General features: G+C 62.6%; 16 protein-coding genes. 13 read left to right on the forward strand and 3 right to left on the reverse strand.

The genetic code is table 11. The features are described 5' to 3' along the window. Window positions 1–112 precede the first annotated feature (112 nt). The 3 genes from BM317_RS27375 (at window position 113) to BM317_RS27385 (ending at window position 1593) form a co-directional block, all read left to right on the forward strand. On the forward strand, window positions 113–676 hold the full coding sequence (locus BM317_RS27375; RefSeq protein WP_092167312.1) for an ATP-dependent Clp protease proteolytic subunit: 564 nt from the start codon (window positions 113–115) through the stop codon (window positions 674–676). 125 nt (window positions 677–801) lie between these two features. Then, window positions 802–981, forward strand: coding sequence for a con-10 family general stress protein (locus BM317_RS27380; protein ID WP_060741657.1), 180 nt, complete (start codon window positions 802–804; stop codon window positions 979–981). Window positions 982–1122: 141 nt separating this feature from the next. Next, on the forward strand, window positions 1123–1593 hold the full coding sequence (locus tag BM317_RS27385) for an arsenate reductase ArsC (RefSeq protein ID WP_092167309.1): 471 nt from the start codon (window positions 1123–1125) through the stop codon (window positions 1591–1593). A gap of 4 nt (window positions 1594–1597) precedes the next feature. Here BM317_RS27385 and BM317_RS27390 read toward each other — a convergent pair whose 3' ends face one another. Continuing rightward, window positions 1598–2131: a DUF3087 family protein gene (locus BM317_RS27390; protein WP_092476951.1), complete on the reverse strand. Its 534-nt coding sequence runs from the start codon at window positions 2129–2131 to the stop codon at window positions 1598–1600. A 218-nt stretch (window positions 2132–2349) separates the two neighbouring features. Here BM317_RS27390 and ppnN point away from each other — a divergent pair, with 218 nt between their 5' ends. After that, window positions 2350–3723, forward strand: a complete 1374-nt coding sequence (gene ppnN / locus BM317_RS27395; protein ID WP_025213122.1) for a nucleotide 5'-monophosphate nucleosidase PpnN — start codon at window positions 2350–2352, stop codon at window positions 3721–3723. Between the two features lie 125 nt (window positions 3724–3848). Here the strand turns inward: ppnN and BM317_RS27400 are convergent, their stop codons facing one another. Both BM317_RS27400 and BM317_RS27405 read right to left on the reverse strand, forming a co-directional pair. Further along, window positions 3849–4517 (reverse strand): HAD-IA family hydrolase, encoded by a 669-nt coding sequence (locus BM317_RS27400; RefSeq protein ID WP_092476954.1) that lies wholly within the window; start codon window positions 4515–4517, stop codon window positions 3849–3851. A 78-nt stretch (window positions 4518–4595) separates the two neighbouring features. After that, window positions 4596–5942, reverse strand: a complete 1347-nt coding sequence (locus tag BM317_RS27405; protein WP_092167304.1) for an MATE family efflux transporter — start codon at window positions 5940–5942, stop codon at window positions 4596–4598. 414 nt (window positions 5943–6356) lie between these two features. Between BM317_RS27405 and BM317_RS27410 the strand changes: the two genes are divergently transcribed. Genes BM317_RS27410 through BM317_RS27450 form a run of 9 tightly spaced genes read left to right on the forward strand, consistent with a single transcriptional unit; the run spans window position 6357 to window position 15056 of the window. After that, window positions 6357–7574 carry a methyl-accepting chemotaxis protein gene (locus BM317_RS27410; protein WP_092476952.1) on the forward strand — a complete coding sequence of 406 codons (1218 nt, stop codon included), beginning with the start codon at window positions 6357–6359 and terminating at the stop codon, window positions 7572–7574. Window positions 7575–7585: 11 nt separating this feature from the next. Then, the gene (locus BM317_RS27415; protein WP_003203044.1) at window positions 7586–7954 is read left to right on the forward strand and encodes a response regulator; all 369 of its coding nucleotides are present in this window, start codon (window positions 7586–7588) and stop codon (window positions 7952–7954) included. Between the two features lie 15 nt (window positions 7955–7969). After that, window positions 7970–8254, forward strand: coding sequence for an STAS domain-containing protein (locus tag BM317_RS27420; protein ID WP_092167299.1), 285 nt, complete (start codon window positions 7970–7972; stop codon window positions 8252–8254). A 28-nt stretch (window positions 8255–8282) separates the two neighbouring features. Beyond that, on the forward strand, window positions 8283–10385 hold the full coding sequence (locus BM317_RS27425) for a chemotaxis protein CheA (protein WP_092167333.1): 2103 nt from the start codon (window positions 8283–8285) through the stop codon (window positions 10383–10385). A 33-nt stretch (window positions 10386–10418) separates the two neighbouring features. Further along, window positions 10419–12077 (forward strand): methyl-accepting chemotaxis protein, encoded by a 1659-nt coding sequence (locus BM317_RS27430; protein WP_092167296.1) that lies wholly within the window; start codon window positions 10419–10421, stop codon window positions 12075–12077. Window positions 12078–12116: 39 nt separating this feature from the next. Continuing rightward, the gene (locus BM317_RS27435) at window positions 12117–12653 is read left to right on the forward strand and encodes a chemotaxis protein CheW (RefSeq protein WP_060741651.1); all 537 of its coding nucleotides are present in this window, start codon (window positions 12117–12119) and stop codon (window positions 12651–12653) included. Next, window positions 12650–13486 (forward strand): CheR family methyltransferase, encoded by an 837-nt coding sequence (locus tag BM317_RS27440; RefSeq protein WP_256574274.1) that lies wholly within the window; start codon window positions 12650–12652, stop codon window positions 13484–13486. Before BM317_RS27435 ends, BM317_RS27440 begins: the two co-directional genes overlap by 4 nt. Beyond that, entirely contained in the window at window positions 13483–13980 is a 498-nt protein-coding gene (gene cheD / locus BM317_RS27445) for a chemoreceptor glutamine deamidase CheD (protein ID WP_092167294.1), read from the forward strand. Before BM317_RS27440 ends, cheD begins: the two co-directional genes overlap by 4 nt. A gap of 2 nt (window positions 13981–13982) precedes the next feature. Continuing rightward, complete coding sequence (locus BM317_RS27450) at window positions 13983–15056, forward strand: protein-glutamate methylesterase/protein-glutamine glutaminase (protein ID WP_092167292.1); 1074 nt, start codon at window positions 13983–13985, stop codon at window positions 15054–15056. Window positions 15057–15187: the final 131 nt, after the last annotated feature.

The raw sequence follows: 15187 nt of genomic DNA on the forward strand, positions 1-15187 counted from the left end.
GCCGTCCGCGCCCAACCGGAGATGAGGAACATCCGAAGGCCTGCGAACTCCCAACTGTACGGCACAGCCGATCCGCAGGTACTTCAAAGGGTGAAATCGACAGGAGTTGCAGATGTCCGAACACATTGTCCATTTCCATTGCCAGATCGATCAGGGCACCACGGAACGCTTCCGGGACAATTGCCTGGAAGCCCTTGAAAAAGGCGCCGACTCGCTGATGCTCAACCTCTCCACCGTCGGCGGCAGCACCAACTTCGGTTTTACGCTCTATACCTTCATCAAGTCCCTTCCCGTTCCGGTGCGAGCCGTAAACGCCGGCAACATCGAGTCGATGGGCATCGTCATGTTTCTCGCCGCCAGCGACCGCACCACCACACCCCACTCGCGCTTTCTGATCCACCCGATGAACTGGTACTTCGGCCAGAAATCGGTGGACCATTCCCGCTTGCGCGAATACCTCTCCAGCCTTGACAACGACGTGGCGCGGTATGTGGAGATCTACGTCAAGGAAACCGCCGGCGCTGCCACTCAACTGGATATCTTCAAGTGCCTGTGTGCCGAGGAACGGGTGATCCCAGCGGAAAACTCCCTGGCCTTTGGCATCGCGCACCGGGTCGAGCAGGTGGTTTTTCCAACGGACGCCAAGCATTGGAAAGTCAGCGGCGGCGAGGACTGAAGGGAAGCCAACCGGCGGCTGACCACTCGTCGCCAGCAAGCGGTTTTTTTTAAACTTCACTCGGCCATTTTCTTTCACAAATAATGCGAGGCACGTTGCTCGCTCAAACAATGAGGATTATCGAAATGGCCAGTAGCGGAAACAAAAACCCAGGCAACTTCGCCAATGATCGTGAAAAAGCATCCGAAGCCGGCAAGAAAGGCGGACAGGCGTCGGGCGGCAACGTTGCCAACGACCGGCAAAAAGGCATGGGAGCCGGTAACAAAGGTAGCGAACGCAGCCAAGGAGGCGGCAGAAAATCGTAACCACCCAAATCGTTGGGGCGCAGAGGTACTGCGCCCCGGCGCTGTCCGCTCTCGCCCTCGCTACAAATACGAAATTCCATATATTCGATTGTCCGCATATACTCCGGCTCAGCCCAACCTTGCGCTTATCGGAGCCGATCAATGAAAGTCCTCTTCATGTGCACAGCCAACAGTTGCCGCAGCATTCTCAGCGAAGCGATGTTCAACCATCTGGCCCCGGCCGGATTCCAGGCCATCAGCGCCGGCAGTTTCCCCAAGGGCCACGTGCTCCCGCGCACCCTGAGCACCTTGCAAGAAGCCGGTATCAGCGTAAAAGGCTTGCGCAGCAAGGGTAACGACGCGTTCGAGGGCAGCCCGCCGGACATCGTCATCACTGTGTGCGACAGCGCCGCTCGCGATGCTTGCCCGGTGTACTTCGGTCCGGCCATCAAGGCCCACTGGGGCCTGGTCGATCCATCGACCGTCAGAGGCAGCGATGATCAGATCGGCCAAGCCTTCCATGCCGCCCTGGATCGTATCGAAACCCGCTGCCGAGCCTTCTTCGCCCTGCCCTTCGACCAACTGGACGCCCAGGCCCTGAAAGCCGAGCTGGACCGCATCGGCACTCTCTGACCGCTCAACCGGCGTTGTACGCCTGCTTCACCGTCTCGATCCAGCTTGGGTCCAGGCGCGACTGTTCGGTGTCCAGGCCCAGCGCCTGCATGTTCGCCAGGTGCGCGTCGGCTTCACGCGTGAGGGAGCCCTGGGCACTGGAGTTGGCGTCCAGCTGATGCATCTGGGCCAGTCCCAGGTGATAAAAGCGCAGCAGCTTCATGGCGGTGGGGTCCTGGGCCTGCACACCGGCCTTCACTTGGTGCATCACGTTGGTGATTTTCATCAGGCTGCGCTTGAGCTGCCAGCCGTATACCGCGGCGGCCATCCACGGCTGCGACCAGAAATACCGGCGCATCAGCACAGCCATCGCCAACACCGCGACAATCACCCCGCCGAGGTTGAAGCGAAAGTTATCACCTCCCGGCGTACCCAACAGCATCACGGCCAGGCTGGACAACAGCATCGCCAGGGCCAGGAACACCACCGCGATGATCAGGGTGCTGCGGCGGGTCTGCCTGCGGTAGGTGTCGCCATCCCACGGTTTGATCTCGAACATCGCGGCGCAATTTCCTTGTACGGCATCAAAAGAGTCACGCATTATCGCCTGCCCGGTCGATTTAGCTATGCTGGGGCTCATTTTGTATGGCCGCCGACTCGCCGGGCCCGGATCGAAGTCCATGGCGATAGCGCAAGGATCGTGCGATCTTTCGGCGTGGACGTTTTTTTTCAAGATGCCGTCGTTGTGTGCATGGCATCGTTTTCAAGGAAAGCTGAATGACTCAAAGACATGTAATCAACGCCTCGGTAAGCCCCAAGGGCAGCCTGGAGACCTTGTCCCAGCGCGAAGTCCAGCAACTGAGCGAAGCCGGCTCCGGCAGTATCTACACCCTCTTTCGCCAGTGCGCCCTGGCCATCCTCAATACCGGCGCCCATGTCGATAACGCCAAGACCATCCTGGAAGCCTACAAGGACTTCGAGATCCGCATTCACCAGCAGGACCGGGGCGTACGCCTGGAGCTGCTGAACGCGCCAGCCGATGCGTTCGTCGACGGCGAAATGATCGCCAGCACCCGGGAAATGCTCTTCAGTGCCCTGCGCGACATCGTCTACACCGAGAACGAACTGGACAGCCAGCGCATCGACCTCAGCTCGTCCCAAGGCATCAGCGACTACGTGTTCCACCTGCTGCGCAACGCCCGCACCCTGCGCCCTGGCGTGGAGCCGAAAATCGTCGTGTGCTGGGGCGGTCACTCGATCAACACCGAAGAATACAAATACACCAAGAAAGTCGGCCACGAACTGGGCCTGCGCAGCCTGGACATCTGCACCGGCTGCGGCCCGGGGGTGATGAAAGGCCCGATGAAAGGCGCCACCATCGCCCACGCCAAGCAGCGCATCCATGGCGGTCGCTACCTGGGCCTGACGGAGCCGGGGATCATCGCCGCCGAAGCGCCGAACCCGATCGTCAATGAGCTGGTGATCCTGCCGGACATCGAAAAACGCCTGGAAGCCTTCGTGCGCGTCGGCCATGGCATCATCATCTTCCCGGGCGGTGCCGGTACGGCGGAAGAGTTCCTGTACCTGCTGGGCATCCTGATGCACCCGGCCAACCAGGACCTGCCCTTCCCCGTCGTGCTCACAGGGCCGAAAAGCGCCGCGCCGTACCTCGACCAGTTGCATGCGTTTGTCGGTGCAACCTTGGGCGAGGCCGCGCAGAAGCACTACCAGATCATCATCGACGACCCGGCCGAAGTGGCTCGGCAGATGACCCAGGGGCTCAAGGAGGTCAAGCAGTTCCGCCGCGAGCGCAACGACGCCTTCCACTTCAACTGGCTGCTGAAGATCGACGAAGGCTTCCAGCGCCCGTTCGACCCGACCCACGCCAACATGGCCAGCCTGGGCCTGAGCCGCGACCTGCCCGCCCACGAACTGGCCGCCAACCTGCGCCGGGCGTTCTCGGGGATCGTGGCCGGTAACGTCAAGGACAAGGGCATCCGCCTGATCGAAGAGCACGGTCCTTACGAGATCCACGGCGACGCCGCCATCATGGAACCTCTCGACCGCCTGCTCCAGGCCTTCGTCGCCCAGCACCGCATGAAACTGCCGGGCGGCGCGGCGTATGTGCCGTGTTATCGCGTGGTGACCTGACCACAACGCCCCAGCGCCGGTGTGGGAGCGGGCTTGCTCGCGAAGGCGTCAGATCAGTGGATATTGATGTTGGCTGATACACCGCATTCGCGAGCAAGCCCGCTCCCACAGGGGGTTTGCTGTGGTCACAAAATCGGAGTCAACCGCATCAACCCGCCCGCACCCACCTCGACACCCAGGCTGCGGTAATCCTTGATCTGCGGATGAAGGGTAACCACGGGGTGCGTGTGCGTTGCCGTCACCACCATCACATCGGCCCCGGCGGCCTCGCCTGCCCGAATACCGGCCTCGGCGTCTTCAAACACCAGACACTCCCGGGGCGTCACCTGCAGGCGTTCGGCCGCCAGTCGATAGCAGGCGGGGTTGGGCTTGCCGTCGCTCACGTCCTCGGCGGTGACCATCACTGCCGGGCTCGGGATCCCCGCCGCTTCCATACGCCGCAAGGCCAATGCCATCGGCGCCGAGGTGACGATTGCCCATCGCTCTGGCGGCAGGCTATGCAGAAACGCAGCCGCCCCCTTCACTGGCTCCACGCCTTCCACGTCTTCGATTTCCTCGCGGGTGATCCGCTCGGCCTCGGCCTGGGCATCCACCCCTGGCAGATGCTGGCGAGCGATGGTGTCGACGGCGCGCATGCCGTGGATCGTCGGCAGGAACGTCGCCACATCCACGCCGTGGCGCAGGGCCCAGCGGGTCCAGATCCGCTCGGCGGCGGCGATGGAGGTGAGCAAGGTGCCGTCCATGTCGAACAGGAAGGCGCGGTAGGCGATGTGGGTGGTAAGACTGGCAGGCATCGGATCCTCGGTGGCGGCGTGGCGGGTGACGGCCACTGTAACATCGCCAGGCTCCCACAGGGTTTGGTGGTGGGTTGATTACACCAACCGCTCAATCGGCTGATGCTGCCAGACCAGCTTGTAGTACAGCGTCTGCAACAACAGCATGCTCAAGTAAGCCACCGGGAACGCCATCCACACCCCTTGCAACCCGAAGTGCGCGTCCAGCAGATACGCGGCCGGCACTTGCACGGCGACGATGCAGAAAATCGAGATGGCGACCGGCACCAGCACCGTGCCACTGGCGCGCATGATGCCGCCGACGATCGCCTGGAAACCGAACACCAGCAAGCTCCAGAGCATGATATGCAGCAAGTGTTCGGCCTGGACCCGCGCCGCCGGATCCGTGATGAACAGCCCCAGCAGCCAGTGGGACAACAGATAGCCCAGGAGCACCAGCCCACCGGTGAGCCAGAGGTTGAATGCCAGCCCCGTGCGCAGGATCGGCCCCAGGCGCTCCAGGCGGCCGGCACCAATGGCCTGGGCGCCGAGGATCGAAGCAGTGATGGCAATCGACAGCGCCGGAAACTGCACGTAGTTGACGATCTGCGTCACCGCGCCGTAGGCCGCCGTGGCCTGGGAGCCGTGGCGATTGACCAGCGCCAGGATCACCAACTCCGACAACGAGATCACCACCATCTGCAACCCGGTGGGCAGGCCGATTCGCAGGACCTTGCCGAGGATGTCCCGGTCCAGGCGCATCGCCGCGAACAATGCACGGTCCGGCGCCAAGGCATGCTCGCGGCGACTCAGGCGCCATGCCAGCATCAGCATCGCCGATGTCGTCCCCGCCAGCCCCGCCCATGCCGCGCTCTGGATGCCCATCTGCGGCAACCCCAGCCAGCCGCGAATCAACGCTGGCGTGAGCAGCAGCCCGACACTGGTGGACACCAGCAGCGCCAACATCGGTGACACCGTATCGCTCACCCCGCGCAGCAGTTGGGTGAACAGCACGAATACCAGTAGCATCGGCAGGATCCACAGCATGACCCGGGCATAGGAAACGGCGTCCTCCAGCACATCGGCCGGCGTGCCCAGCCCTTGCAACGCCTGCCGCGCAAAGACACTGCCAAGCACCGCCGCCACCAGGCCAATGATCGCCCCCAGCAACAAGGTCGAACCGGCAATCGCCTTCACTGTGCCGGTTTCGCCGGCCCCGTAGGCCTGCCCGATCAACACCCCCGCCCCCGCGCCCAGGCCGATCACCAAAGCGATAAAGAAAAATACAATGGGAAACATGCCCGACACCGACGCCAATGCCTGGGTGCCGAGCATCTGGCCGATGTAGATGCTGTTGAACGTGCCGGACATGGACTGCAGGAAGTTGGACAGGACCATGGGGATCAGGAACAGGAGATAGGTTTTCCAGAGGGGCTGGGTCGGCATGGGGACTCTGATGGCAGGTTCGAAAATCCGATGCGGGGTAATTTAGCTCAATCCATGGATTCTGTTTCAGAAGATGTCCGTTTTCGGGGCGAGGGCGCTTGACTGCGCTGTGGGAGCTGCCGAAGGCTGCGATCTTTTGATCTTCCACTGGATATTCAACGGGCCTTGGAAAGATCGCAGCCTCGCTTCGCTCGGCAGCTCCTACAGCGCAGTCCACCGGGGGCAAGCGCCCTAGCCCGGGGATCTCCACAGGTCAGGCCATCTCGACAATTTCCCAATCTCGTCTATTCTTAGATATCACCGCGCCATCATTTTTGTCGAAACCGGACGACTGGTCCTCAAGACCGTGCCGGCTTTGCAGATAACCAGTTATTCGCAAATAACCTGTCAGCAACACTGTTCAAGGACCGAACCATGACGTCGTATTCTCACGGTCATTCCCTTACCCAATCACAACCACGCATTCTCTGGAGTACCGTGCTGGTGGCCATTGCCGCGAGCATTGGCGTGCTGGCGCTCAATGGCGCGAGTGGGCAAAACATCGGTTTGAGTGTGGCGATCGTGGTCTTGGGCGTCGGTGCTGGCGTATGGGGTGCGCGTTCGCAACGCCAGCAGTTCGACAGCGCCCTCGCCGCCGCCATGGCCCGCCACGACCAGCAAGGCAGCGAGCACCTGGCCCATAAAACCAACGCACAACTCAACGACGTCATCCTCGGTGCCATGCCGATCTGGGCCAAGCAGGTCGAAAGCTCCCGGCAGCAGACCGAGACCGCGATCGTCTCCCTGACCAGCCGCTTCACCGGCATTTCGTCACGCCTGGAAGACACCGTGCAAGCCTCGCAACTGGCCGCTGGTGAACTGGCCGGCAGCAGCAGTGGCGGCGCCATGCAAGTGCTGGCCCAAAGCGAGGGTGAACTGGTCAAGGTCATCGATTCCCTGAAGGCCACCCAGGCCAGCCGCGACGAAACCCTGGCCCAGGTACGCAACCTGACGGCCTATACCGGCGAGCTGCGGACCATGGCCGCCGACGTCGCGGCGATTGCCGCGCAGACCAATCTGCTGGCCCTCAACGCCGCCATCGAAGCCGCCCGTGCCGGCGAGGCCGGGCGTGGGTTTGCGGTGGTGGCCGACGCCGTGCGCAGCCTCTCGAGCAAGTCCAGCGAGACCGGCCAGCAGATGTCGGCCAAGGTCGACATCATCAACACCGCCATCACCCAACTGGTGCATGCCGCTTCCAGCGGCGCGGACCAGGACAGCCATTCGGTCAGTGCCTCCGAGCAAAGCATCCAGCAGGTGCTGGAGCGCTTCAAGAGTGTCACCGGCCGACTGGCCGACTCGGCCGACATGCTGCAACGGGAAAGCTTCGGCATTCGCGATGAACTCACCGAGGTGCTGGTCAGCCTGCAGTTCCAGGATCGAGTCAGCCAGATCCTCAGCCACGTGCGCGACAACATGGAGGACCTGCATGTGCATCTGCAGCAGGCCAGTCAGTCGCCCGACCAGGCCGTCTCCATCGATGCCCGCCAATGGCTGGCGCGCATGGAAACCACCTACGCCACCGACGAGCAACGCCGCAATCACCACGGCGACTCGAGCGCGCAACAGAGTTCACAGGAAATTACCTTCTTTTAGGAGAGCCGCTCATGGCTAAAAGTGTATTGGTTGTCGACGACTCCGCGAGCGTTCGGCAGGTGGTCGGCATCGCGTTGAAAAGTGCCGGCTATGACGTGATCGAAGCCAGCGATGGCAAGGACGCGCTGGGCAAGCTCAACGGCCAGAAAGTGCACCTGATCATCAGTGACGTGAACATGCCCAACATGGACGGCATCACCTTCGTCAAGGAGGTCAAGAAGCTGGCCAGCTACAAGTTCACGCCGATCATCATGCTCACCACCGAATCCCAGGAATCGAAGAAACAGGAAGGCCAGGCCGCCGGGGCCAAGGCCTGGGTGGTCAAGCCGTTCCAGCCGGCGCAGATGCTGGCGGCGGTATCCAAGCTGATTCTTCCTTGATAGTCGGAGGCTCCCATGCCGCTGCACCACGAAACACAGGATGACACCACCCAGGTGCACATCGACGGCGAGCTGACGATCTACACCGCGGCCGAGCTGGCCGCGCAGTGGCTGCCGCACCTGGGGGCAACGCCACGAATGGCCCTTGATCTGTCGCAGATCACCGAGATGGACGGCGCCGGCCTGCAACTGCTGCTGATGGTGCAGCGCGAGGCCTCCCGGGCCGGGACCCAATTGACCCTCACCGGCCAAAGCCAGGCCGTCACGGAGACACTTGCCCTGTGCAACCTGGTTGCCTAGGACGTTGGACACGACAAAGGAAATGAGCGTGAGCATCAATCTGGATCAGGCACAACAGACCTTCATCGTCGAGGCACGGGAACAGTTGCAGGCGATGGAAGAGTCGCTGCTGCAACTGGAAACCGACCCCGGCGACGATGACGCCATCGGCGCGATCTTCCGGGCGGCCCACACGATCAAGGGTTCGGCCGGCCTGTTCGGCCTGGAACCGATCGTCAGCTTCACCCACATCGTCGAAGACGTGCTCGACCGCCTGCGCAACGGCAGCGTCGAGGTGGACGCCGGCCTGATTGCGGTGTTGCTCAAGTCCAGTGACCACATGCTGGAACTGATCAACGTAGCCGCCAACCAGGGCGGATCGCTGCCGCCGCCGGCCCTGCAACGGGAAGTGGAGCTGTGCCAGATTCTGCAGGAATACCAGGCGCCCTCGCCGGCCGCGGCCCCAACGCCGGCGCAGGAAACCGAAACCCGCGAACCCGGCGAAACGCGCCTCTGGCACCTTTCCCTGCGTTTCGGCCAGGACGTGTTCCGCAATGGCATGGACCCGCTGTCGTTCCTGCGCTACCTGCAAACCCTGGGTGAAATCGTCGACCTCACCACCCTGACCGACGCCCTGCCCGCCGCCGATGCCTGGGACGCCGAGTCCTGCTACCTGGGCTTCGACATCGCGTTTCGCTCGGCCGCCAGCCACGGGGCGATCAACGAAGTGTTCGATTTCGTCCGGGAAGACTGCGAGATCGAGATCGTTGCCCAGGATGACGACATCGCGCCCCCGACCAACACCGGCCTGGTGACCACATCACCGGAACCGGCCGAGGAAACCACCGCGCTGGTCGCCACCGGCGAGTTGCTGTCCGACCAGCGCAAGACGCCGCGCATGCCCGCCCAGATCGCCACCGACAAACAAGCGGTGACCAGCGACAGCAAGGCCAAGGACGGCACCTACGTACGGGTCAACGCCGACAAGCTCGACGAGTTGATCAACCTGGTGGGCGAACTGGTCATAGCCAGCGCCGGCGCCAGCCTGCTGGCCCGCACCTGCCACAACGACCCGTTGCAGGAAGCCACCTCGTCGGTCTCCGGGCTGGTGGAAGAAATCCTCGACGGCGCCCTGCGCCTGCGCATGATCCCCATTGGCGAAACCTTCAACCGCTTCCGTCGGGTGGTGCGCGATGTCAGCCAGGAACTGGGCAAGGACATCGACCTGATCATCAGCGGCGCGGAGACCGAGCTGGACAAGACCGTGGTGGAAAAAATCGGCGACCCGCTCATGCACCTGCTGCGCAACGCCATGGACCACGGCATTGAAACCGCCGAGGCCCGGCTGGCGGCCGGCAAACCGGCCAAGGGGCATTTGCACCTCAACGCGTATCACGACTCCGGCAGCATCGTGCTGGAAATCGCCGACGATGGCGCTGGCCTGAACCGTGACCGGATCCTGGAAAAAGCCCAGGAACGCGGCCTGGTGCAACCGGGTGCCAGCCCCACCGACCAGGAAATCTACAACCTGATTTTCGAACCCGGCTTTTCCACCGCCCAGGCCGTGACCAACCTTTCGGGGCGTGGCGTGGGCATGGATGTGGTCAAGCGCAACATCACACTGCTGCGCGGCACCGTCGACCTGGACAGCCAGCCCGGCAAGGGCACCGTGGTGCGCATCCGCCTGCCGCTGACCCTGGCGATCATCAACGGCTTCCTGGTGGGCATCGGTCAGTCGACCTATGTCATACCGCTGGACATGGTTCAGGAATGCATCGAGTTGAGCGAAGACGATGGGCTCGCCAGCCGCGAGCAAGGCTACCTCGACCTGCGCGGCGAGGTGCTGCCGCTGGTCTACCTGCGCGATCACTTCAGCCACGAAGGTCCGGCCGCGCGTCGGCAGAACGTGGTGGTGGTGCGCTACGCCGAACTCAAGGCCGGGTTGGTGGTGGATGACTTGCTGGGTGAATTCCAGACCGTGATCAAACCGCTGGGCAAGCTGTTTGGCGCCCTTCGCGGCATCAGTGGCTCGACCATCCTGGGCAGTGGCGCCGTGGCGTTGATTCTCGACGTACCGGCGCTGCTCATCCAGATCGCCCAGACAGAAAACCGCTACACCCCGACTCAATTACAACAAGCCAACGCTCGCTGACGCTTTAGCAATTCCATGGAGAGGTACTTCCCAATGAAATGGTTCTACGATCTTAGAATCGCCACCAAACTGATCACTTCATTTCTTGTGGTGCTGGCCCTCACCGCCGTCATGGGGGTGTTCGCGATCATCCAACTGGGCGAGGTGAACAGCACCACCGTCGATATCCGGGAAAACTGGATGCCGTCCATGCGTGCGGCCTCGGGCATGCGTTTCTACGGGGCAAACTATCGCCTCAAGGAAAACCGCCACATTACCGCCGATTCCGAGCAGGAACGCCTCGTCGTCGAACAAGAAGCGGAAGAAGCCAGGAAGGGTTTTGAAACCCGCATGGCGACCTATGAAAAGCTGCTCTCCAGCACGGAAGATCGCCAGCTGTTCGAAACCACCCGCAATGACTGGGTCGCGTACCTCGCCGTCAGCAAGGACCTGCTTGCACTGTCTCGGCAAAACCTGACCGAGCAAGCCCACGCACTGCTCAAGGGCGAATCCAAGCGTCAATTCGATCTGGTGGTCAACGACCTGCAAAAACTGGTGGAACTCAATGACGCCGGCGCTGGCGCCGCCAGCGAGCGTGGCGCAGCGCTGTTTGAAAAATCGCGCCTGTCGATCATCGTCGCGCTGATTGCCGCCCTGCTGGCGGGCCTGGGCCTGGCGCTGTTCATCTCGCGCATCATCTCCCGCCCCTTGAAACAGGCCGCGACCGTCGCCGAGCAATTGGCCGAAGGCAACCTGAACGCAAAAATCGAAGGCGGCTCCAAAGACGAAACCGGCATGGTGCTCAACGCCATGCAGAACATGATCGGCAAGCTCTCGCACATCATTGGCGAAGTGCGTAACGCCGCGGACAACCTGGCCAGCGCCTCGGAAGAAGTCAGCGCCACCGCGCAATCGATGAGCCAGGCCACCAGCGAGCAGGCGGCCAGTGTCGAGGAAACCAGTGCGTCCATCGAGCAGATGAGCGCCAGCATCAACCAGAACACCGAGAACGCCAAGGTCACCGATGGCATGGCCAGCAAAGCCGCCAAGGAAGCCACCGACGGCGGCGAATCGGTGCAGCAGACCGTGGTGGCGATGAAGAAAATCGCCCAGCGCATCAGCATCATCGACGACATCGCCTACCAGACCAACCTGCTGGCGCTCAACGCCGCCATCGAGGCAGCCCGCGCCGGTGAACACGGCAAAGGCTTCGCCGTGGTCGCCGCCGAAGTGCGCAAACTGGCCGAACGCAGCCAGGTGGCCGCCCAGGAAATCGGCGAGCTGTCCTCCAGCAGCGTCGATATGGCGGAAAAGGCTGGGAACCTGCTCAACGAGATGGTCCCCTCGATCAACAAGACCTCGGACCTGGTGCAGGAAATCAGCGCCGCCTCCGAAGAACAGGCCGCCGGTGTGGCGCAGATCAACACCGCCATGACCCAGCTCAACCAGGTGACCCAGCAGAACGCCTCCAGCAGCGAAGAGCTGGCCGCCACCGCCGAGGAAATGAGCAGCCAGGCCGAACAGCTGCAACAGGCCATGAGCTTCTTCACCCTGGACACACCGCCCAAGTCTGCTGTGCAAGTTGCCAGGGTCGACAACACCCCAGGCTCCTCCGGCCGCAAACCGACGCGGGCACCGGCACCGATCATGCCCAAGGCGTTTGCCTACAACATGGCCAGCGCTCCGGACGAATCGGAATTCACTCGGTTCTGATGGCCCGGTTCCACTGGCTTGCTTAAAGGAGAAAAAGCAATGGGCGCCATCGCGACCACACGTCAAACCGCCCTCGCGGTCGAGGAAGAAGCGCAATACCTGACGTTTATGCTCGGCACGGAGATGTTCGCCATCGGCATCCTGTGCATCAAGGAAATCATCGAATACGGCAACCTGACCGTGGTGCCGATGATGCCGACCTTCGTGCGCGGGGTGATCAACCTGCGGGGCGCGGTCGTGCCGGTCGTCGACCTGTCGGCCCGTTTCGGCCGGCCGAATTCGGCGATCAGCCGGCGCTCGTGCGTGGTGATCATCGAGGCGTCCAGCGCCGACGGCCAGGCCCAGGACATTGGCCTGCTGGTGGACACGGTGTCGGCGGTGCTGGAAATCCCGGCCTCGCAGATCGAGCCGCCACCGAGCTTCGGCGCGAAGATCCGGGCCGATTTCATCAGCGGCATGGCCAAGGTCGATGGCAAGTTCGTCATCGTACTGGAGGTGGACCGCGTGTTGTCCATCGACGAAATGTCCCAACTCGCCGAAGCCAGCCCGAACGCGCTGGAAGTGGATGCCCCGTGAACACCGACACCTGCAAGGAACGCCCCGCGAACGCGCTGGTGCTCAGTGACCGAGAGTTTGGCCAGTTCCAGTCCTGGCTGTACCAGGCCGCCGGCATCAGCCTGTCCGAGGCCAAGAAAGCCCTGGTGGCCGGGCGCCTGTTCAAACGCCTCAAGCACTATGGGCTGGACAGCTACGGCGAGTATTTCAAGCTGATCATGAACGGTCAGCGCACCGATGAATTACAAGTGGCGCTGGACCTGCTGACGACCAACGAAACCTACTTTTTCCGCGAGCCCAAGCATTTCGATTTCCTGCGCCAACACGTACTGCCCCACGCAACGCCGGGCAAGACCTTCCGCCTGTGGAGCGCGGCCAGCTCTTCCGGGGAAGAACCCTATAGCCTGGCCATGACCCTGGCCGAAGGGCTGGGCACCACGCCCTGGGAAGTGATCGGTTCGGACATCAGCAGCCAGGTGCTGGCCAAGGCACGCTCCGGGCATTACCCGATGGAACGCGCCCGCACCCTGCCCCAGTCGCTGCTGGTGAAATACTGCCTCAAGGGCACCGGCAGCCAGCAAGGCACGTTCCTCATCGATCGGGCGTTGCGCAACCGGGTCAACTTCATCCAGGTCAACCTCAACGACACCTTGCCGGAGCTGGGGGAGTTCGATGTGATCTTCCTGCGCAACGTCATGATCTATTTCGACCAACCGACCAAAAGCAAAGTGGTCGCCCGCTTGATCCCCCGGCTCAAGCCCGGCGGGTATTTCATCGTCAGCCACTCGGAGAGTCTCAACGGTGTGTCCGATGCGTTGAAACTGGTGGCGCCCTCGATTTACCGCAAACCATGAACGCCGCCATCAGAGCAGTGGCCGAGGAGTACCTGGCGCCAGGGGAGTTTCGCTTCGCCACCTGCCCGACCCGCCTGCGCACGATTCTCGGCTCTTGCGTGGCGATCACGCTGTGGCACCCCGAACGCAGGATCGGCGCCATGTGCCACTTCATGCTGCCCAGTCGAGTGCGTTGCTCCACCGCACTGAACGGCCTCTACGCCGACGAAGCCATCGAACTGTTCATCCGTCAGGCCCGGGCGCACCGCACCGACCCCGAGGACTACCAACTCAAGCTGTTCGGCGGCGGGGAGATGTTCCCCGAGCTGCAACGCCATGTGCCCTACGGCGATGTGGCGCGACTGAACGTCAACGCCGCGCTGGAAATGGCCGCCCTCTATCGCCTCGACCTGATCGCCCAGGACATGGGCAGCACCGGCCACCGCAGCATCATCTTCGACCTGCGCAGCGGCGATGTGTGGGTCAGGCACCAACCCATAAGGACCCGGCACTGACCATGTCAAAAAAGATCAATGTACTGCTGGTGGATGACTCTGCCGTGGTTCGCCAAGTGCTATTGGCGATTCTCAGCGAGACACCGGACATCCACGTCATGGGCGCGGCGTCCGACCCGATTTTCGCCATGGATAAACTGGCCAAGGAGTGGCCCGACGTGATCGTGCTGGACGTGGAAATGCCGCGCATGGACGGCATCACCTTCCTGAAGAAAATCATGAGCGAACGCCCCACGCCGGTGGTGATATGTTCGTCGCTGACGCCCCGGGGCGCGGAAACGACGTTGCAGGCGATGGCTGCCGGCGCGGTGGAAATCATCACCAAGCCCACCACCGGGCTGAAGAATTTTCTGTTGGAGTCGGCGCCCGAATTGGTGTCGGCGATCCGTGCCGCCGCCCAGGTCAACGTGCGCAACCTCGGCAAGCGTCCCGCAGCGACGGCGCTCGCGCCGGCGATCAAACTAAACGCCGACGCCATGCTGCCCGCCGCCAACGGCCATGCCATGGCGCAGACCACCGAACGCATCGTCGCCCTGGGTACCTCCACCGGCGGCACCCAGGCCCTGGAAGCGGTGCTCACCGCCCTGCCACGGGTATGCCCGGGCATCGTCATCGTCCAGCACATGCCGGAGAAGTTCACCGCCTCGTTCGCCGCCCGGCTCAACAGCCTGTGCCAGATCGAAGTGCGCGAAGCCCGTAACAACGACCGCATCCACCCGGGCCTGGCGCTCATCGCCCCAGGTGGCAAACACATGATGGTGACCCGCAGCGGCGCGTTCTATCACGTGCAAGTGGTGGACGGCCCGCTGGTCAACCGCCATCGCCCTTCGGTGGATGTATTGTTTCGCTCAGTCGCCAAATTCGCCGGCCGCAACGCCACCGGCATCATCATGACCGGCATGGGCGACGACGGCGCCCGTGGCCTGAAGGAAATGCTCGACGCCGGCGCCAGCACCGTGGCCCAGGACGAAGCCAGTTGCGTGGTCTTCGGCATGCCCAAGGAAGCGATCAAACTCAATGCGGCGCAACGGGTGATGGGGTTGGAGGAAATCGCGCAGGTGATCTTGCATCGGTAACAACGACCGTCCCTACAGTGGAGCTTGATCAGGTGAACGATCGTTCCTCGCGTTCCGCTTTCTGGAAGGTGACGCAGAGCGTCACGGGATGCATTGCCCACGCAGAGCGTGGGAACGATCCATTGGCGGGG

The organism is Pseudomonas sp. NFACC24-1, assembly GCF_900115235.1.
Classification (GTDB): Bacteria; Pseudomonadota; Gammaproteobacteria; order Pseudomonadales; family Pseudomonadaceae; genus Aquipseudomonas; species Aquipseudomonas fluorescens_AA.

Coding starts and splice junctions, on each gene's coding strand:
- BM317_RS27375 (WP_092167312.1), top strand. CDS start 113: ATGTCCGAACACATTGTCCATTTCCATTGCCAGATCGATCAGGGCACC.
- BM317_RS27380 (WP_060741657.1), top strand. CDS start 802: ATGGCCAGTAGCGGAAACAAAAACCCAGGCAACTTCGCCAATGATCGT.
- BM317_RS27385 (WP_092167309.1), top strand. CDS start 1,123: ATGAAAGTCCTCTTCATGTGCACAGCCAACAGTTGCCGCAGCATTCTC.
- BM317_RS27390 (WP_092476951.1), bottom strand. CDS start 2,131: ATGTTCGAGATCAAACCGTGGGATGGCGACACCTACCGCAGGCAGACC.
- ppnN (WP_025213122.1), top strand. CDS start 2,350: ATGACTCAAAGACATGTAATCAACGCCTCGGTAAGCCCCAAGGGCAGC.
- BM317_RS27400 (WP_092476954.1), bottom strand. CDS start 4,517: ATGCCTGCCAGTCTTACCACCCACATCGCCTACCGCGCCTTCCTGTTC.
- BM317_RS27405 (WP_092167304.1), bottom strand. CDS start 5,942: ATGCCGACCCAGCCCCTCTGGAAAACCTATCTCCTGTTCCTGATCCCC.
- BM317_RS27410 (WP_092476952.1), top strand. CDS start 6,357: ATGACGTCGTATTCTCACGGTCATTCCCTTACCCAATCACAACCACGC.
- BM317_RS27415 (WP_003203044.1), top strand. CDS start 7,586: ATGGCTAAAAGTGTATTGGTTGTCGACGACTCCGCGAGCGTTCGGCAG.
- BM317_RS27420 (WP_092167299.1), top strand. CDS start 7,970: ATGCCGCTGCACCACGAAACACAGGATGACACCACCCAGGTGCACATC.
- BM317_RS27430 (WP_092167296.1), top strand. CDS start 10,419: ATGAAATGGTTCTACGATCTTAGAATCGCCACCAAACTGATCACTTCA.
- BM317_RS27435 (WP_060741651.1), top strand. CDS start 12,117: ATGGGCGCCATCGCGACCACACGTCAAACCGCCCTCGCGGTCGAGGAA.
- cheD (WP_092167294.1), top strand. CDS start 13,483: ATGAACGCCGCCATCAGAGCAGTGGCCGAGGAGTACCTGGCGCCAGGG.
- BM317_RS27450 (WP_092167292.1), top strand. CDS start 13,983: ATGTCAAAAAAGATCAATGTACTGCTGGTGGATGACTCTGCCGTGGTT.